Origin of the sequence: Carboxylicivirga caseinilyticus (genome assembly GCF_050589785.1) — a bacterium.
GTDB lineage: Bacteria > Bacteroidota > Bacteroidia > Bacteroidales > Marinilabiliaceae > Carboxylicivirga > Carboxylicivirga caseinilyticus.
On the sequence record NZ_JBNGOX010000001.1, the window covers coordinates 275,137 to 300,387 of the forward strand.

Genomic DNA, 25,251 nt, shown 5'->3' on the forward strand with positions numbered 1-25,251 from the left:
TATTATTGAGCGTTCCGTTTAACTGACAGGTTATTCCCTTGTAAATTATATCCAATCAGTTTCCCGTCTTCATTGTAATATTTATCCAGACTTACTGCATCCTTAGAAAAGAAGTTCAGAACTTTAACACCGCTCTCAACTAAAGCCAGGTTTTTAGCCGGTATGGCATCATCTTTTTCAATTACCTGGTATATATCAGCCAATTCCCGACTAAGTATATTGTTTGACATATATTGTGGCATCATCACATTGAGTGCGAGTTCGTAGCCATTAACAGGTTCAACATCTCCGACATGTATCTCTTGCAGAGCAATTAATTTCTTTGCCTTAGGTGTTTCTATTCTCTCTTTTTGAATTGAGCCCTGTTTTTTACTTTCTTGGTTATTTACTCCCATCGGATCTTTTGCAATTTGCATCACACTATCCTTCGAAGGAGGACTTTTTATAATTACAGTCTTATTTCCAATGGTAGGATCTGTCTTGGCTAATAAAGTATTATCTGTGTTTTCTGTTTCCGTTAACTTATCTCCATCAGCAATAACTGTTGTTGCATCTTTGGTGAATTGTTTAGGAGTAAACCAGATGGCCGAGGCAATTAATAAAACAGCTATTACGGCAGCAACCTGCTGTATCCTAAGTTGACTAAACTGATTGATAAAAACAAATCGTTTAATTTTTGACTTTGAGCTATAATGGATTAAAAAATCTGGTTTAAGGAAACTGACAGCAAACAATTTGCGCTCTGCTTCTCGATTTGATTCATCGGGCTCTAATAGAATCTGTTCCTCTTTTTCAATGTTGGTTAATCCTTCTTCCTGTTCTTTTATGTATAAGTAATCAATAGGTGCTAATTCATATTCGTCAGCAACATGTTTCTTTAAAGAGGACTTATCAAATTTGTTAACAGGCATGGCATTAGGTAAAACAAGATCCATGCTAACGTCAAGATCTTCTTTCAGCTCTGGGTTACTATCCAGGAAAGAAAGCAATAGAGATTTATCCTCAGGGCTGATTGTTCCCTCGAGATAATCAAGTATATATGCTTCGTAATTGTTGATATCAATTTTCATAATCCCTCCTTTTAAACCACAACTTCCATTTTTCCAATATAATCTTTCAGAAACTTACGCGCTCTGAAGATATACACTTTCACCTGCGATTCCGTTAGCTTGGTTAAATCTCCTATTTCTTTGTAAGAGTATCCTTCGTAATCGCGGAGCATCACAACCATCTTTTGTATATCAGGTAAACGATCAACTGCCTGATGCAGTACTTCGTTTAAATCACTGTAGCCGTCGGAAAAAGAGTGTCTGTTGTCGTCTACTTCTTCCCATCGGGCTTGTTTTTTTTCTCGTCGGGTAAGGTCAATTAATGTATGATAGGCTGTTGAGAAAAGATAACTTTTAACTTTTTCATAATTTACCTCGGAGTGTTTTTTCCATAACTTCTCGTAGGTATCCTGCACAATGTCTTTTGCTTTGTCCTCATCTTTTATATTCTTGAGAACAAAGCGATAGACTCCGTCGGAGTATAGATCTACAGCCTGATTAAATTCTTTAACATTCATACTTTTGTCATCAAAAGACAGTGGTGTGACGCACCCGTTTTACGAAATGTTACAGCCCCATGAAATTATTTTATTTTAAACCGATCAAAGCCATAAAACGGAATGTTACTGATAAGAAAAGTGTCGACCCTTGAAAAGTTAGGTCCTTTCTTGCATTCATTCAGAAAAAGGTGAAGATTTTCACTTTCTCCTTCCGCATCTATTTCAACTCTGCCATCCGACAGATTTTGTACATAGCCTCTAATACTGTGCTGCTTTGCACCATTAGCTACATAATATCTGAAACCTACTCCCTGAACCCTTCCACCAACAATCACTTTAACGCGTTTCATATTTCCGTCCTCCATAAGTGTAAATTTATAAAACCCTTATTTAGAAGGAAAGAGTTATCAGATAAAATTTTTAATGATTAGCTTTAATCTTCAATTTTTAAATCGTATTTACCAAGTAAACCGGGTAACCCTCTGACCGAAAAACGAGCCTTTTTAAGCTTGTTGTTATCCGGATCTATGATGAACCCATATGAAGATGAAAGATCGGTTTTTTCAAGGTTTGTATGGTCAAATATTGCACCTTCTAAATTACATTCCTGGAAGATAGAATTTGAAATGTCTGTTTCTGAAAAATCAACTTCTAAAAGATGGCACTTTCTGAAGACTGTTTTTTTCATTTTTCGTTGATAGAAAGACGCAAGGTTGAGTTGACAATTCTCGAATTGAACAGAAAACATGTATGAATGACATTGATCGAATTGTAAGCCCAGTAATTTGCAGTTTTTGAACCGAACATTACTAAAGGCTGTATTATTCAGTTTTGATGTACTCAGATCACAATTTTGAAACTGACAATCTACAAATGTAAAATCAGACAGATCGAGTGATGAAAGACGACAATTAATGAATTCGCAATTTTCATATTCACCTTTTGTGAAAGTTTCATTGGTAAATTCAGTTCCAGAAAATTCTTCTTCTTCAAAATACGCTCTAATCATTGTCTTATCTGTAAAAAAATGGATGGTGAAGATATAAAAAATAAAGGCGGTAACCGTTTTATCTGCTACCGCCCGTGTATTTAGAGATGATAATTGTTTATCCTAAGAACATATCAGAAAGTTCTTCTTCAAAAAAGAATTCTTCCTGGTTAAAGGCTGGCTTAAGATCATCCATCCAAAGAGCCTTGGCGCTGTATTTAGCAAAAAACGGACGAGCTACCCAGTTGCTGTTTCTGCCTTGAATAAACTCCAGAACAAAGCTTTTTTCGCCTTTTACCTCGGTTATACCAATAATTCGAACTTTACCGGGAGTACAAGACATGCTTGGTCCCCTTACTGTGCGACATATGCCGCTAACTCTGGTATAAGCCTTCTGGAAAATCTCCCAGGCGTCAGCAAGAGTAACACCAAAATATTTTTGTGCGCCTGTATCACGTGCAATAAACATGTAATATGGAATTAATCCAAGCTGAACCTGTTTTTGCCACATTTTAGACCAAATCTCAGGTTTTGCGTTGATGTTATTCAACAATGGCGATTGAGTTCTGATTTGCGCTCCTGTAGCCCTGATTTTTTTAATTGCGTTCTGAACTGTTTCTGTTTCCAACTCGCGGTAGTGATTGAAATGAGCCATAAATGCAAGTGAGAGACCTGCGTCAGTAACTTTTTTGAATGCATTTAATACTACTTCAGCATCTTCATCGGTAAGATAACGATATGGCCAGAAACCAAGAGTTTTAGATCCAATGCGAATATTTCGTAAATGAGGTATATTGGCTTCGATAAGGGAAGTCAGGTAATGATCGATGATCTTACCTTTCATCACCATTGGATCTCCGCCGGTAATCAAAACATCGGTTATCTCAGTATGTTCCTTTAAATAGGCTATTACAGATTCAATTTCCTTCATGGCAAACTTCATTTCGTCCATGTTGGTAAATTGAGGCCAACGAAAACAGAAGGTACAATAAGCATGACAGGTCTGCCCTTGAGCAGGGAAAAACAGCATGGTCTCGTTGTATTTGTGCTGAACGCCGGTTAGTTTTACACCATTAAGCTCAGGAACATTATATTCGAGCTGTCCTGCAGGGTGTGGATTTAGTTTTTCTCTTATAATATTTGCTTCTTCCTTTATGGTTGCTTTATCGGCATTGCTTTTAATAAGTTTTGCCATGTGGTTGAAATCTGCTTCATCCAACATGTTTTTTTGAGGAAAGTTCAAAATGAATATTGGGTCTTCCTTATAGTTATCCCAATCTATCAATTCGTCAACAACATAATTGTTTGTTTTGAAAGGAAGAACAGATCCAACTACTTCAATGTTAAACTTATCCTCTTCAGAAAGTTTATCAATCTGTGGAATTTGTCGATAATTATGCAGCGCATAAATTTGATACCTCATAGGCCTAACTACTTTTTATGATGATTCGGCAAAAAGCTCGAAATATTCATCGGTTTATAATAATCGGGCTTGATCGTAAATGATTATAACAATCGAAAAAACATGTGTTTAGCCCAATGATGAGACTCTTATTTGCAACAAAAAAGAGTGCTGCAAAAGTAGTTCAAATAAAAGTTATTTCAAAGTCAATTAGTCTAAAACTATTAGTTAATATAAGTTACTGAAAAACAAATGAATAGTCAAGGTAATCAAGGTGTTTTAACAGGCAATGCTTACGATTAACAAAGATTAACGTATCAATTCGTTACGATTGGTATCAAGCTTCAAAAATACAAACAGAAGCAATGTAAAACCCCATAATGAAGACCCTCCATAGCTAAAAAATGGCAAAGGAATACCAATAACGGGAGCTAACCCTATAGTCATGCCCATGTTTATGGCAAAATGAAAGAAAAAGATGGCCGCAACACCATAGCCATATACCCGGCTAAATGTTGAATGTTGTTGTTCGGCAAGATAAATAAGGCGGAGGAACAAAGCCAAAAACAATATAACCACAGATATAGATCCAACGAATCCCCATTCCTCACCAACTGTACAGAAGATGAAGTCAGTAGATTGTTCAGGTACAAAGTCAAATTTGGTTTGTGTACCCTCTAAAAACCCTTTGCCCATAAAACCACCAGAACCAATTGCAATCTTCGACTGGGTTAAATTCCATCCAGCACCCAAAGGATCTGATTCCAAACCAAGAACTACATTAATACGGGTTCGCTGATATTCTGAAAGTACCGATTCAAAGAAATAATCGGCTGATAAGGTTAATATAATTGCACTCCATAAAATAAGGATGTAAACAGGCAGTTTTTTCAGTCGTCTTTTTACAAATGAGGTAGCCAATAAAAAGATAGATGCACCTAATAATCCAGGTAGGAGAATTAATTCGGTCTGCCAGTCTTTTTCAAGAACTCGTCTTAATAAATAACCCAGACCAAATGCAATAAGTATAATTAAAGCCGGTTTTATAAGTTCGTTACGCAAGCCTTTCAAATATAGTACAGCAAATACTCCAAAGGCAATTAATCCAATTATAGTTGAATTGGGTACCATTAAAGTTAGTGTTGTAACTATTGCTGCTATCAGTCCAAAAACAAGAAAGTAAGGAGAGAGTCCTTCGCGGTAAAAAACAAGGATGAAGACCGCAAATACAAGGGCTGAACCGGTATCATTTTGTAAGATAATAATGAGCATTGGTAGCAATATGATGCCTGCAACCTTTAATAGATCACTTACTTTATCGAAAGAAAACCCATAGCGACTAATTGCCCTGGAAACAGCCAGAGTAGTGGATAGCTTACATAATTCAACCGGTTGAAAACGAACAGGGCCTATTTCAAACCACGATTTAGCTCCGTTGACTTCCTTACCTAATAATAATACCAGGATGAGTAAAAAAATGGTGATACCATAAAAAATGTAGGAGAATTCAACATAAAACTTACTGTCAGTTATTAAGATAACTCCAATAAAAAACAGTGAAAATCCAATCCACATTAATTGTTTAAAATACTCAAACTTAGTATCGAAAAATACAGGATTCTCAGGGTTAAAATTGGCGGCATAAATATTTAGCCATCCAAAACCCACCAATAGCGCATAAAGTAACACTACTACCCAATCTATTTTCTTAGTTTGACTATTTGGCATGTATAAAATCTCCTTCCAACATTTTTTTCTCGTAAAACTTATGACGCAAAGGAATTTCTCCTGCAATATACTTCTCCATTAGCAAAGTTGCCATGGGTGCAGCCCAGGTACTTCCAAATCCCGCATTTTCAACAATTACACTGATAGCTATCTTTGGATTATCCTTTGGAGCAAATGCTATAAATACGGAGTGGTCTTCACCAAAAGGATTTTGAACAGTTCCGGTTTTTCCACACATCGGTATGGTATCATTATAATAATACCGGGCTGTTCCAATCTCACCACTAAAAACTCTCGACATTCCTTCAATAACTGAGGTGAGATTTTGAGATTCTATTGTGGTGTTAATACGATCGGTATAATTTTGAGCCAATGACTGGTTTTCGATTGCTTTTACAACGTGGGGGCTATAATAATACCCCCTGTTGGCGAATACTGCTGCCTCGTTTGCCATTTGCAAAGGAGTAACCAAGAGTTCACCTTGTCCGATACCTAATGAACGAACAGTAAGCGCAATCCATCTGCCATTGTATAATTTATCGTAGAAATCAGCAGATGGAACACTTCCGGTTATTTCATAAGGAAGATCAATGCCCAGTTTTTCGCCAAAGCCAAAACTGCGAACATGATTATACCAGGCAACATAACCATCGTGTGTTTTAACACCCGGCCGTTCAAGTGTTTGCTTAAAAGCCTGATAGAAAAATGGGTTACACGATGTTTCAATAGCTCCAACCGTTTCGATAGGAGAACGGTGATGGTGAGTACAGCGGATAGGTGTTGCCGACGGTCCGGCACATTCAAATCGGGTATAATCGTTAATAGCTCCTTCCTGAAAAGCGATGGCTGCATTTACCAGTTTAAAGGATGATCCTGGCGAGTAGGTACCCTGCAAAGCACGGTTATTTAAAGGCTTCAGAGAGTCAGATGCCAGTTTGGTAAAACCCTCACCACGACTACGGCCAACCAATAGAGAAGGATCGTAACCAGGAGCCGAAACAAAAGTTAATATTTCACCGGAAGAAGGCTCAATGGCAACAATACTGCCAATTTTATTTTGCATTAATTTTTCAGCATATTCCTGTAATTCAATATCCAGTGATAAAGTGAGGTTTTGGCCTGCAATGGCAGCAGTATCATATCGGCCTTCTCTGAAAGAGCCTTTTGAACGTCCGTGAACATCCACCATTACATAGTTTACACCTTTGGTTCCTCTTAATTCTTTTTCGTAGGTTAATTCAATTCCGCTAATTCCAACATAGTCACCTTTTTCGTAGTAGGTATCCTGATCCAGTTGATTCTGGTTTACTTCACCCAGGTATCCCAATACATGGGCTGCTAAAGGATATTCGTACTTTCGAACCGAACGGCCCTGAACAAAGAATCCTTTGAATTTGTATAATTTCTCCTGAAAGCGACCGAATTTCTCTGCTGAGAGCTGTTTGTAAAAAACAGATGGTTTATAACTTGAAATCTTTCTGGTGCGCATATTTGATCTCATCTCCACAAACATCTCCCGCAGATCTTCTATTGTGATATCCAGCGATTCACAGAAATCGATTGAGTCGAAGGCTGCCAACTCCCGTGGAACAACCATCACATCGTACACAGCCTGATTAGATACCAGTAATTTACCGTTACGATCATAAATTAACCCCCTGGAAGGATACTGGGTAACCTTTCTACGGGTATTACTTTCGGCTGAAAATTTATATGAGGGATCGTATACCTGCAGTACAAATAATTTACCGATATAAAGCAAGCCAATGGCAAGCATGATGGATGCTACTACGATTGTTCGATTATTGATTCCTCCCACAACTTACCTCCCTCTTGTTTTACCGCGGCCAAATAGCTGCGTAAGAAAGATTAATAGCATGGTAAAGGTGGTGCTTGCCAGTATTCTCCATAGTGTGGAAAAGAAGTGAGTGATGGAAAATACTTCGATAAAAAACAGGAAAACATGATGAAGAAGTACCAGTATTAATGCGTAGCGCAAGAACCATGCAGCACCGTAAAATGCCATGGTTGGGATGGTACCGGGCTGATAATCATCACGTGGAGCAAAGGCTCGGAGAATTGTTGGTCGGAAAAAAGCCATAAATACAGTTGCGGAAGCATGCATCCCCAGTGTATTACTAAAAATATCAATACTAAAGCCAGATAAAAACGCCAGAACCAGCAGAAGCCATCCGGGTATTTCAAAAGGCAGCGTGATAATAAACAGAACATACAGGTAGGGATTAACAAATCCGCTGAACTGAATATTGTTTAGCACCAACACCTGAATCAGTGTTAGAAAAAAGAAATTGAAGATATATCTTGGTAAATAACTAATCATTCTCTGTCTCTTGTTCCAGTTCTACTTGTTCTTTTTTCAAAGGGTGACCAATCACCTCCACGTACGACAAGTTCTTAAAATCAACCGAAAGTTTTACTTTAATGTCATAAAAACTCTCTCCTTGATTAAGATTTACTTCTTCCACATGACCAATTAAAATGTCGCTGGGGAAGATGGATGAATAACCACTGGTTACCACCAAATCGCCCACATTTACATTGGCATGTCGTGGTATCTCTTTCAAATGTGCAAACTGATAATTGCCTCCGTTCCATTCCAATGCTCCAAAATAACCGGATGATTTCAGTTTAGCTGAAATTTTCAGTCGCGTATTAAGAATGGAAATAACGGTGGAATAATTATCAGAAATATTTTTAACAATGCCTACCACACCCTTGGATGAGATGACTCCCATTTCAGCTTCCAGACCATGGTTGCGTCCTTTGTTAAGTGTAAGGTAGTTAAGTCGTTTGTTGGTTGAGTTGTTAATTACTTTGGCAGCACGATAGATGTATTCCTGTTGACTAAGACTATCAAATACCAAGTTAAAGTAGTCGCGTGATGCTTTAAATGATTCGGGTAAGCGGCTTCGGAGATAAGCATTTTCCTGTGCCAACTCATTATTGATCTGTTTCAGCATCAGGTATTCGGTACTGTTGCTGTAGCTTTCGTATAATCCACCGGTAACATGATTGGATGATGATAGAAAGACTGATCGTTGATATGAGTTATAATTGAAGACAAAAAGAAGAGATATCAGTTCTATAAGGATAAAAAGAATGGTAAAATGATTCTTGATGATAAAACGGATAATACTTCTCATTACAAGTGGTAGGTGTTTTCAGTAATAAAACAAAACTGCCTTGCCTGATAAGCAAGGCAGTTAAGGTGAATTAATTTTATTTGATAAGGTATGGTAATACCCTATGACGGTTTTTCAGTGCAATACCTGTTCCACGAGCTACCGCATGTAACGGATCTTCGGCAATGTGGAAAGGAATATTGATTTTATCCGATAAACGTTTGTCTAAACCTCGAAGAAGAGCACCACCACCGGCAAGGAAAATACCATTCTTTACGATGTCGCTGTATAGCTCAGGAGGTGTTTGCTCCAATGCTGATAATACAGCTGTTTCGATTTTTGAAATAGATTTCTCCAGACAGTGCGAAATTTCCTGATAAGATACAGGAACTTCAATAGGTAAAGCTGTCATCTGGTTAGGACCCTGCACAATAAAATCTTCAGGTGGATTCTCCAGCTCAGGAAGGGCAGAACCAACCTGGATTTTGATTTCTTCTGCAGTACGTTCACCAACCTTAATATTATGCTGACGACGCATATATTCCATGATATCGGCTGTTAAATCATCACCTGCAATACGGATCGATTTGTTGGTTACAATACCACCCAACGAGATAACTGCGATCTCGGTAGTACCACCACCTATATCAACCACCATGTTTCCTTCAGGAGCTTCAACATCTAAACCAATACCAAGGGCTGCAGCCATCGGCTCATAAATCATGTAAACTTCACGTCCACCGGCATGCTCTGATGAGTCGCGAACAGCACGAATTTCAACCTCGGTACTTCCGGATGGGATACAAACAACCATGGTCAGCGAAGGCGTGAATAATCGTGATTTATTATTGGTCATCTTAATCATTCCCCTGATCATCTGCTCGGCAGCATTAAAGTCAGCGATAACACCATCTCTCAGCGGTCGGATCGTATAAATGTTATCGTGTGTTTTACCGTGCATCTGACGAGCTCTTTCGCCTATAGCTTCCAGTTTGTCTGTCTTGCGATTCAATGCCACAATCGAAGGTTCGTCCACCACAATTTTATCACCGCTGATGATAATGGTATTGGCCGTTCCCAGGTCAATGGCTATTTCTTGCGACAAGAATGAAAATAGTCCCATCCAATTAGTTTTTTAATGTTTAAAGTGTCTTTTTCCTGTAAAAATCATGGCCATGTCAAACTCGTTACAAGCTTCGATAACCTCTTCATCGCGAATACTTCCTCCCGGTTCAACAATGTATTTTACACCGTATTCGTTGGCAGCCTCAATACTGTCACGGAATGGGAAGAATGCATCTGAAATCAGAACAGCTTCTTTAATGTCGATTCCTTCCTTCAGATTAAAGCGAGGAATAGTCAAATGACGCAAGCTGTCAAGTCGGTTAGGTTGCCCCATACCGGCTCCGGTTAACCAGAATGCACCGTCTTCGTTTTCGGTTACTAAAGCAATGGCATTACTCTTAAGGTGTTTGCAAGCTGTGATTCCGAATTTAGCCAGATTCATCTTGTTATCGGCAAACTGACGTTTGGTTACAGTCTCAAATTTCTCGTCAACACCTTCGTCTTCATCCTGAACCAAAATACCTCCACTCACAGAACGGATCAGTTTTTCGCCAGTGATAGCCTCCTTGATAGGAGTTTCAAGCAAACGAAGATTTTTCTTCTTAGCAAATATTTCTAATGCCTCGTTGGTAAACTCAGGCGCAATGATAATTTCAACAAATCGTTTTGCAAACCAATCGGCGATGTTTGCATCAACTGTATCGGTAAAACAAATAATACCACCAAAAGCTGAGATTGGATCACCGGCCCAAGCCAGTTCCAACGACTTCATAATATCGTCACTTACAGCTAAACCGCAAGGGTTTAAGTGTTTGATAACTGAAACTGCCGATTTTTTCTCAAGGTGAGTTACCGAATGGTAAGCATCGCTGGCCGATTTCCAGGCAGCATCGGCATCCAACATGTTGTTGTATGACAACGCTTTTCCCTGTAAAACTTTGGCATCAGCCAGAGCAGCACCTTGCTTGGTGTTATTGAATTTATAAACAGTTGCTTTTTGATGTGGATTCTCGCCATAACGAAGTACATCACCATTATTCAGGCTGATGCGCTCCATATCATCCTTGTCTTTGTTAAAGAAGTTGGAGATGGCAGAATCGTAATGTGAAGAAACTCCGAAAGCTGCTGCAGCAAATTGCATACGCTCTTCCAAAGTAGATTCTCCGTTCTTTTCTTTCAGGATGGTTAATAAATCAGCGTATTGATCTTTTGACGGAACGATGATTACATCCTTATAGTTTTTGGCAGCACCTCTGATTAATGAGATTCCACCGATATCAATTTTTTCGATAATGTCCTGTAACGGAGCACCTGAAGCAACGGTAGCTTCAAACGGATATAAATCAACAATTACAAGGTCAATTTCAGGAATTTCGTATTGAGCCAATTGCTCCAAATCACTCTCGTTATCACGACGAGCCAAAATTCCACCAAATACTTTTGGGTGTAATGTTTTTACTCTACCACCTAAAATAGATGGGTAACTTGTAAGATCTTCCACTCTTTCGCAAGGAACATCTAAACTTTCGATAAAAGCTTGCGTTCCACCAGTAGAGTAAATGGTTACTCCCTTCTCGTGTAAAGTCTTAATAATTTCATCCAAACCGTCTTTGTGAAAGACAGATACCAATGCCGATTTGACCTTTTTTAACGTATTCATTTATATCCAATTAGTTCTTTAGCGCAAAAGTAAGAAAATAAGCCTTTATGGCAAAGGAGCTTTTGGCATTAAAAACGCTTATAATATTACGGATTTTTGCCCGTATAAATATGCGGCTTACATATTTATTTTTCCGGAAACCATAATTAATGGGTTATTATTTGAAGGTAAGGTTTCTGGTAGAGATTGCTTTTGCATTGAAAAGGGGTAAATAGGGATTAACAACAAAAGAGCGGATCTTATTTTAACATCTTGCAAATCAAGATCCGATCCTTTGCAGGGTTCGAATTGACTTGATTGATCACACAGAATTTACGTACTGTGGTGTTACAGGTGTCCCTACGGGACATTTCCATGGATATGGAATAAAAACGAAAAAAAGCTCACCCTAACCCTCTCCAATTTGGAGAGGGAATTATACAGGTCAATTTAGTTTGTGCCATAACCAGAAAGTTAAAAAGATTGTCTTCCTCTCCTTCAAGGAGAGGGCAGAGGAGAGGTGTTGAATATTGTAATTCAAATTCTTAACTTCAATCTGTAAAGATAAGTTTATGTCTCAAGAGAATTTTGATAACTTGTTTTATGGTGCAAATGCTACTGTTAGGCAATATGCTAAAGATTTACGTTCTCAAATGACTCCTGCTGAAAAAGTCTTATGGTTTGAGCTACGAAGTAGAAAGTTGAAAGGTCTCAAATTTAGGCGACAACATCCAATCTATTGCTTTATTGCTGATTTCTATTGTCACGAAAACAAATTGGTAATTGAGATAGATGGTGAGATTCATAAATATCAGAAACAATATGATATCAATAGAACTGCTGAATTAGAACGTTACGGAATAACAGTTATTCGATTTGAAAATGAAGAAGTATTATTTCATGTTTCAAAGGTACTAAAGAGGATAATTGAGGTTGTAGAGGAGATTCCCAAATACTAACACATCCCAACTTTCTCCTAAAGAAGAAGGAGATGTTGTTGGTGATATATATGCTTTATCTTCCTCTCCTTAAGGAGAGGAAAGAGGAGAGGTATTGATTTCTAACTTCACCAAATATTTACTCAGAACTGTCATCTGCTAAATGATGATAATGTATACAAAATGATTTACCGTGTTTTGCTTATGATAATTTAATTCATAAAATTTGAACACGATGAAAAAACTAAACTTAACCATTTTATCCATTGCCATATTCTTACTGGCTTCAAGTAACCTATCTGCTCAAAACAACGAAGGACGTTTTAATCTTAATGTAGGCGATTGGTTTAAGTATAGGGTAGATCAAACAGCAGACATTAATCCTGCAGATTCAAGTTCTGTAACCAGTCTGTTGTCATTGATGGCTGACACCAAATTTGCAATTGATGTATCCTATCAACTACAGAAGCAAGATGATAATGGAAATCAATTTTTTAAAGTAGAAGTGGAGAGGATTCGAAGTAAGGTGTATTCTGGTCAGATGGATATGTGGTTTGGTTATGATTCCTTTTATCCACCATTTACTGATGAAAAAAGGGATTTAGACCAAAAACATCAATTTTTACTTGGGATTAATCCTAATGGTGAAATTTTTCAATTGGATACGATTCATATTAATAATTCAACCATTCAATTATCAAAGATAAATGCCCAAAAGAAAAGAGGTATAGCAATAAGTTATACATTCAATTTCCCAATAAAATATCTTGGGTTTATAAATTCAATAATGGCTTTTAAACCTGCAAAATCAGGACATCAGGATTTAATTTATGGAGATAGTGATGAAAAAATGACTTTAAAAACAATTAGTTATAGTGAAAAGGGGGATTTTTCAATTTATACGATTAAAGCAGAAAAAGCGATTGAAATTGGTCAAATAATTTGCTTAACTAAAGAAAGATTGACTTATGAAAATGATTTTTGCTATTTAATAGATGCTTCTTTTCCATTACCGGGTAATACTGTTATTAAAGGAAAATTAAATGATCAGATTAATAAAGAAATAACTATTGGAGTTGAAGGAGACAGGGATGAAATTTATTTTCAAAAGAAGCATTTTATAACTCAACGTGATGGGTCGTTTGAATGCAGGCTTTTTATAGATAGACCTTACTATTTAAAGCTTGATGTTGGCAATGAATCAATGAATGCTTTTATTGAACCTAATGATACACTAGTCATTAACCAAATAGAGCAAAGAGTGGAACGAGTATCTCATTATGGCACTTTGTATGATCATCCAACTCAACTGGGATATTTGTTAAACACTAATCGTTTTGAAGGAAAAGCTGCATACAATGCCAAATTATCTGTTGAAATGGATGAGTGGTTGGGATATCCGCCAGCTCCTAAAAGTGTAGAAGATTATTTAAATTATCAGGAAACTACATCAAAATCAGTTAATCAGCTTTTCAGTCTATATAAAGGTAAAGCCAGTGAATCATGTATCAACTTTTTACGATTGAAATGGGAATTTTTTCATGCTGCAGACAAATTGTATTTTAAGGATAATCTGGAAACTACTATTAGAAGAGACCTCTATACTGCAATGAAAGACATGAAGTACAAACAGGATACAGAGTATCCAATGGGTTTCTATGCAGATGTAGATACCCTGTCGACTGTAATGCATCCATACGAATGGTGTAAGGATTATCAATCTTTTCTAGATTATTCGTTTGACTTTAAAAAAGAGCGACTGGAGATGCAGGTAGGTGGCTTAAATAATGACTTTTATAACAAATATTATTTTGCCCGTTCTGCTCTAAAAGGATATCCGCTATATAAAGCTTTATCTAAAATATTGGATGAAGGACTTCGACAAGGTTGTGCAACCGTAAAAAGAATTGAGCCATATTATCAGGATTTTATTAATAATTGTACAGATCCGGTTTTAACTGAACCTTTAATAAAGGTCCATTCTGCGGCTAAACAATTTGAGATTGGTGAAAAGTTTCCAATTGAATCTGTTCTTTTAAAAGATAGTTCCCAAATAAAAATATCTGATTACAAGGGAAAGCCGGTTTGTTTATTCATTTGGGATTCACCAAAATCATCTATAAACCATATGAAAAATGAGTTACACAAATTTAAATCCTCAGAAGTAGAATTTGTTTTTGTTGTAACCTCAGGATATCAATATGATCAAATTCCAGTAGATACTGCTATTCTTTCTCTACCCAATTTAACAATTGTTGAATTGGCAGATAATGATATTAAAGATAAGGTTGTTGCAAATAGTTCAAAGATATTCGTGCTTGATAGATGGTTACGTTTAATAGACGATAATGTTGACAATCCTTTAAATTACGTAGGTTCTAAGGATTTGGAAGAAACAATTCGAAAGGCTATTGAAGCCGAACGATTCACGAAAGATGAAAAGGCATCAATGTATAAAACAGGAGGGTGGAGCTTAGGCTCCATCCTTTTTACATTAATGATTGGTTTATGGTTTTATAGTAGAAGAGTTCAGAAGTTAAAAAGAGAAGAAGCTTTAAAGAGGCAGATCAAAGAATTGGAGATAAAAGCCATTCGATCGCAAATGAATCCTCATTTTATTTTTAATTCACTAAATTCCATTCAGTCATTGGTTAATGCACATCATTATAAAGAAACCAATATTTACCTGGCTAAATTTTCAGTATTGTTACGAGGCGTTTTGAATAACTCTGAAAAGGGCATGGTAAGTTTATCCGATGAGTTGGAAGCCGTAAAACTATATTGTGAGTTGGAACAATTGCGTTTTGAATTTGATCTTGTCATAGAAATTGCGCCAGAAATAAATGCTGATTTAATTGAAGTGCCTGGCATGATTATTCAGCCATTAGCCGAAAATGCAGTTGTACATGGTTTAGCATCTTTAGGCAGCAATGGGGTTCTTACGATTAAAATTGAGAATTGTGCAAATGGCATTTGTGTTTCTGTAACTGATAATGGAGCAGGCCTAGTTCATATAGAAAATGATAAGTTAAGCGAAAAAGGTTTTGGTTTGAAATTAATAAATGAACGACTTACTATTTTAAGTCATAAAAATTTCAAGGCCAAATTTAAAATAGAGAACAATAAAAAAGGGAAAGGTACAACTGCCACCCTTTTCATTCCTATTGATTAATAAAGAGTATGGAAAGGATAAAGAGTATTATTGTTGATGATGAACCAAAGAGTCGTAATAATTTGCGCGACTTGCTTAAAGAATATTGCCAACAAGTAGATTTAATAGGTGAGGCAGCATCGGCGGGAGAAGCCTTAAAACTCTTGAATGAGAAACAACCAGAATTGGTGTTTCTTGATATTGAAATGCCTGGAGGTTCGGGATTTGATTTGTTAAAGTCATTAAGTAAGCAATCGTTCGAAGTGATTTTTGTAACAGCCTTTGACAAGTATGGAATACAAGCTGTTAAGTTTTGCGCAGTCGATTATATTCTTAAACCCATCGACATCCTGGAATTATCTAGAGCAGTTGAGAAAGCGCATTTACAAATCAATCAGAAAAAGGAAAACCAACGATTGGCTGAGTTGGTTGCCAATTTAGATCGGTCTGATGAAGAAAAAAGATTGGCTTTACCACTATTAGATAAAATTGAATTTGTAATCATTAATCAGATCATTCGTATTGAGGCTGATGGTAATTATTCCCGAATTTTCCTCAACAATAAGCAGGAATACATGGTTTGTAAAACACTTAAGGAGTATCATGAAATACTTCAAACCTATGGCTTTTTGCGCACTCACCAATCTCACCTAATCAATACCCATCAAATAAAAGCTTACGTTAAAACTGACGGAGGTTATATTCTAATGCAGGATAATAGCAATGTTCCTATTTCTCGTCAGAAGAAAGAAGAAGTGATGAAGGTAATACTGCATAATTAAGTTTATTTCATTTTATCCTTGCTATCTCCAGAAGGAGTAGTAAGAGTCCGTATAGATTAGACATTGTGTCTTCCTCTCCTTGAGGAGAGGATAAGAGGAGAGGTGTTGAATCAATTCTGAGAAAATCTTTGCATTTGTGTTTAAAATACAGACGCCCCTGCGGGGCTTTGCTTTATCTATTACAGAGCACTCACTTACTGTGCTGTTACAGGCGTTCCTTTGGGACTGGGATTAAAATGGCATATTTCCCACTCGCCAGAGTGAGGTATTTTTAAATTTATGCAGAAATTAAAAAAGGAACGGTTCTCCATAAGCAAATTGCAAATAAAGAACCGTTTCTAACCTTTTAAAATATTCCGATATTATTCTTCTACCGGCTCATTATTTAAATGCTTAGCCAGGAATTTTTCCATGGCATTGTAAAAGTCAAAGCGGTTTTCTTCGTTGCGGAAGCCATGACCTTCATTATCTTTTACCATATATTCCACATCAATGCCGCGCTCTTTCATAGCAGCCACCATTTGATCCGATTCATCTTTGTTAACACGTGGATCGTTGGCACCCTGAGCTACGAAAAGAGCTGCTGTTATTTTATCGGCATGGAAAACGGGTGAGGCAGCGGCCAATAAAAGACTGTCTTGTACCGGATCACCAACCATTTCATATAACATTTGCTTATATGGTTCCCAATAAGGAGGAATAGTGTTCATAAAAGTAAACAGGTTACTTACTCCCACATAATCAACACCACATTTATACAAATCAGGTGTAAAAGTTAAACCGGACAGTGTTGCATAACCACCATAGCTACCGCCATAAATGGCAATGCGATCTTTATCAGCAATGCCCTGATCAATCAACCATTGAACACCGTCAGTAATATCATCCTGCATCGTTTTTCCCCATTGTTTGAATGATGATTCCCAGAATTCACGGCCATAACCTGTTGATCCTCTGAAATTCATTTGAAGAACTGCATAGCCTCTGTTTGCCAGAAACTGAATTTCGGGATTAAAGCCCCAGGTATCGCGAGCCCATGGTCCACCATGAGGGTTAATCACAACAGGCAGATTCTTCTCTTCCACTCCAACAGGTAAAGTCAGGTATCCGTGGATAGTTAAACCATCTCGCGAAGTATATTTAACAGGTTTCATTTTAGCCATTTGGTCTTCATCGAGCCATGGACTTACATCTGTTAAGTGCTTAAGATCATCACTAGCCGTGTCATAGAAATAATAGGCACCCAACGAACGATCGCTGTAGGTGCGAATCAAAAACTTATCTTCTTCTTTATTCGAACTGGTGATAAAAACTTCGTAACCTTTTAATTCACTTTCAAGCCTGTCAAAAAGTTTTTTGGTTTGCTCATCAAAGAAATGACGGCCTTGCATGTCGGTAGTATAAGTGGCAGTGGTGATAACTTTTCTTTTTTCAGAATAGTTTAATCCCTCCACATCCACCTCTGGATGACTGAACAATACTTCTGTTTCTTTAGCTGTGGCCGGATCAAAAATTACAATCTCTGCTTTATCGCGTCCAACATTTGAAGATGCATAAAGCATTTTGTTATCGAAGGTGAAAAATAGTGGATTCAGAGTCTCTTTAAAAGATGTCGTTAATATGTTTTTAAACTCATCCTCTTCACTGTCACGATAGAGTAAACTCTGGTTAATCATGTCGGTTACTGCAATAGCGGCTCTTAATTTGCCATCATGGTCGGTGATCCAGCCGGAAATATTACCAGGGTTTTCATAAAGTATCTGCATTTCTCCGGTAACGATATTGAGTCGGTACGGATCAAAAACCTGTGGATTACGTTTGTTCATGCTGATGATTACTTCATCCGGAATATCGCGTAAATCATCAATGATGCCGGTTCTAACATTCTCAAAATCGGTAAAGCAAACTGCATTGGTGCCATCCAAATCAACACCGTACAATTTAAAGTTTTCGTTACCACCATCGTCTTTTACAAAAAGAATACGTGTTTCGTTCGCCCAGAAATAACCGGCTACATCTCTGTCGGTTTCAAAAGTTATTTGAGTTGCACTGTCTTTTCCAATCTCCTGAACGAACACATTCATTCGGTTTTCATAAGGAGCTTTGTAGGAGAAATACTTTCCATCAGGAGAAATCTGGAAGCTTGTTTGATCAGGATTTTTAAAAAAATCTTCTAATGGAATGATGGGAGCTTTGTTCTCTTGTTTGGGTGATGTGGTACAACCAATCATTAACAGGGTAACCATCATCGATAAAATAAAGAAGGGGTGTTTTTTCATTTGAAATAGGTTTTAAGTGTTTTATGAAGTTATGGAAATTACAAAGAGTTTTAATTTATTTCAAGGTTGTGGCTAATAAATTAATAATTAATAGAATAGTTGAAAATTAGATAGAGCGGAATAAGTTAGATACATTGCAGTAATTATCTATAAATGATATCTGTTTCTTATTACTAATTAATCGTTTTATTCTATTAGTACATTTAATAAATATTTTGCAAACCTAAACAACATAAGCTATTTTAGTAGGGAACAAACAAAGCCCTAATGAAATACAAACTAAAACCTAAAAGAATATAGAATGCAATAATGCCATTGAAAAATAGGTGTTATTGCATTTTTTTGATTTACTAATTTAATCCCCAGAATATGAAAACCTCACTTTACATCCTTTTATTTTCAGCACTCTTAACCTCTTGTCATCAGAAACCAACAACAGTTTTGGGCTTTTCTGGTAATGGGTCTGAAATGGCAGATTTGGCTATTGAAGAAATTCCCATAACCAGACAAGAGGAGGTTATGCCACCGGCACCACCCATGCCGGAAACCCAGGTAGAAAGTGCTGTTCAACAACAGGAAAAGAAGATAATAAAAGATGGTCGCATGGGAATTAAGGTGGCAAACCTTGAAACGGCTAAAAGTAAAGTAGATACCTTGTTGCTACGCTGGCAGGGTTATTATGGTAATGAGGCCTTAAGTAATTCCAACTATCAAGCGTCTTATGATTTAACCATTCGTATTCCCAGCCGATATTTCGAATTGTTTATTACGGCATTGGAAAAAGGGGGAGGTGAAGTAGAGTATAAAAGTATAGATGCACGTGATGTTACTACCCAGTTTATTGACCTCGAAACTCGTTTGACAAATAAACAAAGCTATCTGAAACGATATAATGAGTTGCTAAAAAAAGCCAATACGGTTGAGGAAATACTTAAGATTGAAGAAAAAATCCGACGCATCGAAGAAGAAATTGAAAGTACAACTGGTACCTTAAAATACTTAAGTAGTCAGGTTGATTACAGTACTCTTAGATTAACACTGACACAGGAAAAAGAGTATATCTATGAGCCTCAAAAGCGCGATTCGTTTATGGAGCGTTTAAAAATGTCGCTATCGAAAGGTTGGTTTGCCTTTGTTGATTTTCTGTTATTTATGATCCGTTTATGGCCTTTCTGGATTCTTCTGGCTGGCATCATCTGGATATGGAAAAAATTTAGATCGAGAAAAAAGAAGAAATAGATGTTCATAAGGAAATATTGGCATTGGGCTGTTGCAATATTGCTTTTTGTTGTTTTAGCGATTTGGATAGAGTGTAGAAACTCTTACTTTTTTGATAATTATTTTAATGAGGTAGCAGTTACCAAATGTGTTACAATAGGAGAATCATTTAATGATATATCATCTTCTGTTGGTTATTTATATAAAGCAAATGGATTTGTTTATGAGGGTTCATTTAAAATAGATTCAGAACGTGTTCAATATGAAAAAGGAATTTACTATTGTGTTTATAGTAAGAAAGATGCAAAGATTAATGCTTTTATTCCGTATACAGATATTGAGAAAGTACAAATAATTAAAAAAGATAAAGTATTGCTTAAAAAATACTTGGATAGATCTCAAAAGGCAAGATACTTGAGAAAGAACAATCGACTGAATTAATCACCTAAATGAAAACCATCTTTGTAAAGTATAGCGAATCAGTTATTCTAATTATAGTAGCACTTGCCATTTATTTCGTTAGTCGAAATCCTGAGATATATGGTGTTGAAAATACTAATCTTATTAAAGGCAGATTAAGTGACAATCCAGCAAAAGGAGTGCATGATGAAGACTATAAATACATAGGATTGTGGATTGCCGGATATGATGATTTATTTGAATTTTCAGGTTGTTCATATAATTCTCGTATAGCCAAAGAAGTTTTAAAACTTCAGAAAGGTGATGAAGTAGTACTTCATACTCAATTCAAAAGTTCATCAATTACTATACCCTGGAAAGGGAAAAAATACAGAACGTATAAAATATGTGATGCTTATTGTTCAAAATCAGGAACGATAATAACATTTGATCAGTTTAACGAATGTAATAACAGATTGGTAAATAAATTAATTCCGGGTCTTTGCCTGGGGTTATTGTTAATTGGTCTTTATAAAATAATCCGAAAGGTAAAAGATGATCAGAATACAAAGGAGCTAATTGTTTCGAATTATGCATCAACAAAACCGGAGAGCGAAGATGTAATTAAACTAAAACCTGATAGATTGTCATTTCTAATTCGTAAGAGTTATTACTCAATTGTATTTATCGGATTTGGAATTTATAAGCTGTACCCTATTAACAGTCAAGATTTAGATGTTTTAGGAATTGCTGCCTTTACACTTGGGATTTTATTAATACCAGCTTTTCTCATTCTGCATCAAGGAATATTTTATATTGTTGATCCCAATGGGGTTTATATTAAAGAGAAAAGTATTTTCTTCCAGAATGAATCTGAGTTTACTTCATATACTGCCATAAAGGAAGTGAGTTGTCGGCAGAATCTTTTCGAATATGCTAAAAACATCGGTTCGGTATATATTGATACAGGCGAAACGGATGAAAATTACAATACCATTTACTACAAACTTATTGGCATAAAAAACCATCGTGATATTGCAAAAATCATTCTTAAAAGAGCCAACTTATCTGGAGCAAACTGATAGTAAATATTCCAATCGACCATATCGAACCATTTGATATTTAAGATTTTCAGGTCGTTTATTACCGAAATATTCTGCATTGATTTTTGATTAAGTAATACGTTCACTTGTAGTTAAAATAGATCTGTATGTCGAATTTGTTTGTCCTCAAGACCTTTGAAAAATACTTTTGATTCAGGTTTAAATATTGATAAGGACAAACAATATTTTGTATTTGATTCATTAGTCCGTTAACTCGGGCTGATGAATTTCTTATTCGACAAACAGCATCATCATGAATAAACATCGCATCATTATATTATTAGGATTGCTAATTTTTTCCATTGTGGCTACCAAGGCATGCGAATTAACACTTAAGGTTAGTGGAGAAGCAAAAGAAACCTATCATGAAGGGGAAGTGGTAATTGTTGAGGTAAAATTGGTTTTTACACATCGCGCATGTCCATTGGCCGTTAAGGATACCAAATTTCAATATCAGGGAGTAAAAATTCTGGCAGCTACCGAGTGGCATAAGGTCTCGGATATGGAATATACCCGCAAGCTTAAGGTACAGGTCCTGAAACCAAAGAATGATAAGGAAAAGGAGCCTCAGATTACAGCTATTCGCTCCTGCGATAAAGAAGGTGGCATGGGAAGTATTGTTATTAAAAGAGGTTGATTTTGAAGCGGCTCATTTTCATAATAGCATTTGGATTGATTCTGATTTCTCAGGTTGTATCATCACAATCTAATGATGAGCAGCTGGCGAATGATTGTTCTGTGCAGAGTGAGAAATGTGCCGATTGCTCGTATGCTGTTGATGGAAATTCAACCGGAAGAGCCAGCCAAACAATTGTTTTGTCGGTTCTGGTCGCTTTGGTTTCAGTCTATTTATATAAAACGAAGAAAAGAAAATATTATGCAGTTGCTGGCGCATTAGTTGTCACTGTCCTGCTGGTATCTTCCTTTGTTCCTCATTCAAGCAGGGAAAAAGAAGAATGTATAGTATTGGCTGATGCTTCAGCGCCTGATGAATTTGTAACTGCAGGAGATGAATTTATTTCGTTGGATGAAAGCGGGGATAATTTTACCGAATTTAAAACATCAGGAGAAGAGTTTTCGAGTATTGATGGAGATGAATTTATTGAGTCCGGTACAGAGTTCTCTGCAATTAGTAATGATGATTTTGTAGCCAGTGAAAGTAATGAAGAGTCAACAGGTTTATTAACGGAGTCGGATAAAAATTTGCTGATTGAGCTGGGAGTTCTATCGCTATTAACCATTGTAGTTGGTCTGATGGTTAACAATACTCAATTTCAAAAGCTACGCCCTTTCTTTTTGCTCGCTATGCTGGTATGGTTAGGATTTATTAAAGGTGGCTGTCCATGTATGATTTCATCTTTTCAAAATCTGATACTTTTTTTCGCGGGTTTGAATATTAAATGGATATCACTTTTATGGTTTTTAGGGTTAATACCTTTAACCTATTTCTTTGGACGTGTTTGGTGCGGATGGTTGTGTCATTTGGGTGCATTTCAGGAATTTATTTATTCTGCAACCAAACTTGATTTACTCAAAAAAGAAAAGCATCAAAAGGTATTACGATTTGTTCAGATTGCTTTTTTCGCCTTATTGCTTTTACAGCTTATTATCACTAAAACAAATATATATATCCATTACGATCCTTTTAAAGTGGCCTTTAACCTGTTTTCGGCCAATGTTACAGGATATGTTTTGCTGGTAGTTTTATTGCTCTCATCGGTATTGATCTACCGTCCGTTCTGTCAATCGGTTTGTCCGGTTGGATTGGTTTTGGGTTGGGTGAGTCTTATACCCGGAGCCAGAAGAATATCAAAAAATGCATCGTGCATCGATTGCGTTAAATGCAGTCGCCAATGCAAAAGTCACGCATTGCTTTATGAGAATAAGAAAAGCATGTTAGATGTTTCAAATTGTATTGCCTGTGGCGACTGTCTTGATTCCTGTAGTAAAGATGCATTATCATTTACTACGCTTAAAAAGGTTTAAAAACAACATTTGTCTTTTGGGGAGATGAACAAATTTATTTTACTAACAATATTGACTGCATTTAGTACTTTGCTGAATGCACAGTGGAACTGTCGAAGCAGGTTAGGTGCTTTTTTAAAGCCTGTTGGCCAGTCAAACCTAATGTGGGCAGCTGAGGTGGAGACATCTCAGGGATACCTCACCAATAGCCATATTGCCAATGGGATGACATTTTTAGGTCTGGATTATTCAACAAATCATTCAACTTTCTATTTTGAAGGCGGGGTAAAGTACTGGCGTCAGAAAGATCTGGAGACTGATTATTTGTTTAGCAATCATCGTTTTGGTTTACGTGAGGCTTTTTATAAGTATCAGAATGATCAATCAAATTTGATGATCGGATTGCATTCTGCTACCCTCAATGATCATTATTTATTGAATGAAAGGATGCTGGGTGTGAGTTATAAATACTCAGGTAACCAATGGAAAATAAATTTTTCACTGGGTTCAGTGTCCAACGACTTTGCGCGTAACGGAACTTTTTGCAGCACCTGTTATTTATATGATATTATTCCCGACCGAACGGTTAATAGCATAGGTTCCGATCTGTGGAAAACCAACCTGGCTGCCTTCACTTTAAGTTTCTTACCGGGAAAATCTTCTGATTCTGATGAATTTAGTTCTGAAGGCTTAGGTGATGAATTCAGCTCAATGAATGAATTCGAAACAAACAGTTCGTTTAAGGTTAGCGAATTAGGTTGGGCTGTATATACCGAGTTTGGTTCGCAGGTTGAAACGTCTTTCCTATCAACCGGATTATTTGCGGATGTTTCCTGGGGTGAAAATTTGAGTTTTAAACCTGAAATATTGTATCAGTCCGGACAAAATAATCAGGGTATCATCTATGACATGAAGCTGCAAAAAGATTTTATATGGGGGAATATGCAAAAATCATCCTTGCTTTTTAATTACTATGATTTCACCGATATATCTGCCGATGCGAATGTTTTAAATCGGTTTAGTAATATTCTTGCAGGCGAAGTTCTTCGACTGGATGCTACTGATATGCCAATATTTCTTACTTCGGTTAAACATACCTTTCCAAAAGTAAAAACACATTTTAAACTTCAATATGCCTGTTCAAATCAGATCTCTTCGATGCAGGAAGTGGATCTGCAATGTGGAAAGATATTTTTTAAACATCTGCAGGCTAGTGCAATTATGGGCTACATCAAAAGTGACCTGATTGAGAATGACGACCATGCCGTTTTAGGGCGACTGGAACTACGATTTAATTTTTAAGAAGTAATCAAGCAACTAAAAAGTGAGCAAATGGAAAATAAATCATTTAACCGTCGCGAATTTTTATTAAAGTTAGGTAAAGCAGGTGTTTTACTCACTTTGCCACCTTTACTAAAAGCCTGTAGTGAAAGTATGTATGGCGATTACTTTGTGAATGTATCGTTGTGCACCGGTTGCGAGGAATGTCTAGATGTATGTTATTACAACGCAATCAATATAACAGGTGCAATCAATTACTCTATCGATGAATTGGAGTGTATTTCATGCACGCTTTGTTCCAATGCATGCCCAGAGAGTGCTGTTAAAGTTACACCGGCTGTTTTTACCATCAATGCTGATAATTGTAACGAATGTAACATGTGCTCTGAAGTGTGTACTTACAATGCAACACTTATTGCTGTTAAAACCTATAGTATCAACGATGATAACTGCACAGATTGCGGCAACTGTCTTGAGGTATGTGATCAGAATGCGATCAGTTTAAATGCATCAAATATTACTTATAAACCTGAGTTCGATATAAGAGAATTCTTAAAACAGAGCTAATTGCCCATAAGTTGGCTCTGTTTCATATTTAATTGAAGGTTTTTTCGGTAAGAA

22 protein-coding genes are annotated in these 25,251 nt (G+C 36.7%); 10 read left to right on the plus strand and 12 right to left on the minus strand.

Features of this window, described 5'->3' with window-relative positions; all coding sequences use genetic code 11:
- Positions 1-2 precede the first annotated feature (2 nt).
- The 11 genes from ACRD62_RS01110 to purH all read right to left on the minus strand — a co-directional run bounded on the left by ACRD62_RS01110 (position 3) and on the right by purH (position 11,535).
- Entirely contained in the window at positions 3-1,070 is a 1,068-nt protein-coding gene (locus ACRD62_RS01110) for a hypothetical protein (protein WP_430818276.1), read from the minus strand.
- A gap of 11 nt (positions 1,071-1,081) precedes the next feature.
- A complete protein-coding gene (locus tag ACRD62_RS01115) occupies positions 1,082-1,567 on the minus strand; it encodes an RNA polymerase sigma factor (protein ID WP_321406517.1) in 486 nt (161 codons plus the stop codon).
- A gap of 65 nt (positions 1,568-1,632) precedes the next feature.
- Positions 1,633-1,914 carry an acylphosphatase gene (locus ACRD62_RS01120; protein ID WP_430818277.1) on the minus strand — a complete coding sequence of 94 codons (282 nt, stop codon included), beginning with the start codon at positions 1,912-1,914 and terminating at the stop codon, positions 1,633-1,635.
- 68 nt (positions 1,915-1,982) lie between these two features.
- The gene (locus ACRD62_RS01125; protein ID WP_430818278.1) at positions 1,983-2,558 is read right to left on the minus strand and encodes a pentapeptide repeat-containing protein; all 576 of its coding nucleotides are present in this window, start codon (positions 2,556-2,558) and stop codon (positions 1,983-1,985) included.
- 97 nt (positions 2,559-2,655) lie between these two features.
- Positions 2,656-3,960, minus strand: a complete 1,305-nt coding sequence (locus tag ACRD62_RS01130; protein WP_430818279.1) for a KamA family radical SAM protein — start codon at positions 3,958-3,960, stop codon at positions 2,656-2,658.
- Between the two features lie 288 nt (positions 3,961-4,248).
- Positions 4,249-5,667, minus strand: coding sequence for a rod shape-determining protein RodA (rodA, locus tag ACRD62_RS01135; RefSeq protein WP_430818280.1), 1,419 nt, complete (start codon positions 5,665-5,667; stop codon positions 4,249-4,251).
- On the minus strand, positions 5,657-7,486 hold the full coding sequence (gene mrdA / locus ACRD62_RS01140; protein ID WP_430818281.1) for a penicillin-binding protein 2: 1,830 nt from the start codon (positions 7,484-7,486) through the stop codon (positions 5,657-5,659). The genes rodA and mrdA overlap by 11 nt, the downstream gene beginning before the upstream one ends.
- Positions 7,487-7,489: 3 nt before the next feature.
- Complete coding sequence (mreD, locus tag ACRD62_RS01145; protein ID WP_430818282.1) at positions 7,490-8,008, minus strand: rod shape-determining protein MreD; 519 nt, start codon at positions 8,006-8,008, stop codon at positions 7,490-7,492.
- Positions 8,001-8,831 carry a rod shape-determining protein MreC gene (mreC, locus tag ACRD62_RS01150; protein WP_430818283.1) on the minus strand — a complete coding sequence of 277 codons (831 nt, stop codon included), beginning with the start codon at positions 8,829-8,831 and terminating at the stop codon, positions 8,001-8,003. Before mreC ends, mreD begins: the two co-directional genes overlap by 8 nt.
- A gap of 76 nt (positions 8,832-8,907) precedes the next feature.
- On the minus strand, positions 8,908-9,933 hold the full coding sequence (locus ACRD62_RS01155) for a rod shape-determining protein (protein WP_321406509.1): 1,026 nt from the start codon (positions 9,931-9,933) through the stop codon (positions 8,908-8,910).
- Positions 9,934-9,945: 12 nt separating this feature from the next.
- Positions 9,946-11,535, minus strand: coding sequence for a bifunctional phosphoribosylaminoimidazolecarboxamide formyltransferase/IMP cyclohydrolase (gene purH, locus ACRD62_RS01160; protein WP_430818284.1), 1,590 nt, complete (start codon positions 11,533-11,535; stop codon positions 9,946-9,948).
- A gap of 551 nt (positions 11,536-12,086) precedes the next feature.
- On the opposite strand from purH, the gene ACRD62_RS01165 reads away from it, so the two are divergent.
- From ACRD62_RS01165 to ACRD62_RS01175, 3 genes are all read left to right on the plus strand, one after another.
- Complete coding sequence (locus tag ACRD62_RS01165; RefSeq protein ID WP_430818285.1) at positions 12,087-12,473, plus strand: endonuclease domain-containing protein; 387 nt, start codon at positions 12,087-12,089, stop codon at positions 12,471-12,473.
- Between the two features lie 214 nt (positions 12,474-12,687).
- Positions 12,688-15,624 carry a sensor histidine kinase gene (locus ACRD62_RS01170; protein ID WP_430818286.1) on the plus strand — a complete coding sequence of 979 codons (2,937 nt, stop codon included), beginning with the start codon at positions 12,688-12,690 and terminating at the stop codon, positions 15,622-15,624.
- Positions 15,625-15,632: 8 nt separating this feature from the next.
- Positions 15,633-16,385 (plus strand): LytR/AlgR family response regulator transcription factor, encoded by a 753-nt coding sequence (locus ACRD62_RS01175; RefSeq protein ID WP_430818287.1) that lies wholly within the window; start codon positions 15,633-15,635, stop codon positions 16,383-16,385.
- A gap of 362 nt (positions 16,386-16,747) precedes the next feature.
- On the opposite strand, the gene ACRD62_RS01180 is transcribed toward ACRD62_RS01175, so the two are convergent.
- Complete coding sequence (locus tag ACRD62_RS01180; protein ID WP_430818288.1) at positions 16,748-18,664, minus strand: S9 family peptidase; 1,917 nt, start codon at positions 18,662-18,664, stop codon at positions 16,748-16,750.
- Between the two features lie 369 nt (positions 18,665-19,033).
- Between ACRD62_RS01180 and ACRD62_RS01185 the strand changes: the two genes are divergently transcribed.
- The 7 genes from ACRD62_RS01185 (at position 19,034) to ACRD62_RS01215 (ending at position 25,197) form a co-directional block, all read left to right on the plus strand.
- Positions 19,034-19,903, plus strand: a complete 870-nt coding sequence (locus ACRD62_RS01185; protein ID WP_430818289.1) for a DUF4349 domain-containing protein — start codon at positions 19,034-19,036, stop codon at positions 19,901-19,903.
- On the plus strand, positions 19,904-20,323 hold the full coding sequence (locus tag ACRD62_RS01190; protein ID WP_430818290.1) for a hypothetical protein: 420 nt from the start codon (positions 19,904-19,906) through the stop codon (positions 20,321-20,323). It begins immediately after the preceding gene.
- Between the two features lie 8 nt (positions 20,324-20,331).
- Positions 20,332-21,363 carry a PH domain-containing protein gene (locus tag ACRD62_RS01195; RefSeq protein WP_430818291.1) on the plus strand — a complete coding sequence of 344 codons (1,032 nt, stop codon included), beginning with the start codon at positions 20,332-20,334 and terminating at the stop codon, positions 21,361-21,363.
- Between the two features lie 274 nt (positions 21,364-21,637).
- The gene (locus ACRD62_RS01200; protein WP_430818292.1) at positions 21,638-22,021 is read left to right on the plus strand and encodes a hypothetical protein; all 384 of its coding nucleotides are present in this window, start codon (positions 21,638-21,640) and stop codon (positions 22,019-22,021) included.
- Positions 22,022-22,023: 2 nt separating this feature from the next.
- Positions 22,024-23,370 (plus strand): 4Fe-4S binding protein, encoded by a 1,347-nt coding sequence (locus ACRD62_RS01205; RefSeq protein ID WP_430818293.1) that lies wholly within the window; start codon positions 22,024-22,026, stop codon positions 23,368-23,370.
- A gap of 24 nt (positions 23,371-23,394) precedes the next feature.
- Positions 23,395-24,651, plus strand: a complete 1,257-nt coding sequence (locus ACRD62_RS01210) for a hypothetical protein (RefSeq protein WP_430818294.1) — start codon at positions 23,395-23,397, stop codon at positions 24,649-24,651.
- A 30-nt stretch (positions 24,652-24,681) separates the two neighbouring features.
- Positions 24,682-25,197: a 4Fe-4S binding protein gene (locus ACRD62_RS01215; RefSeq protein WP_430818295.1), complete on the plus strand. Its 516-nt coding sequence runs from the start codon at positions 24,682-24,684 to the stop codon at positions 25,195-25,197.
- The last annotated feature ends 54 nt before the right edge of the window (positions 25,198-25,251 follow it).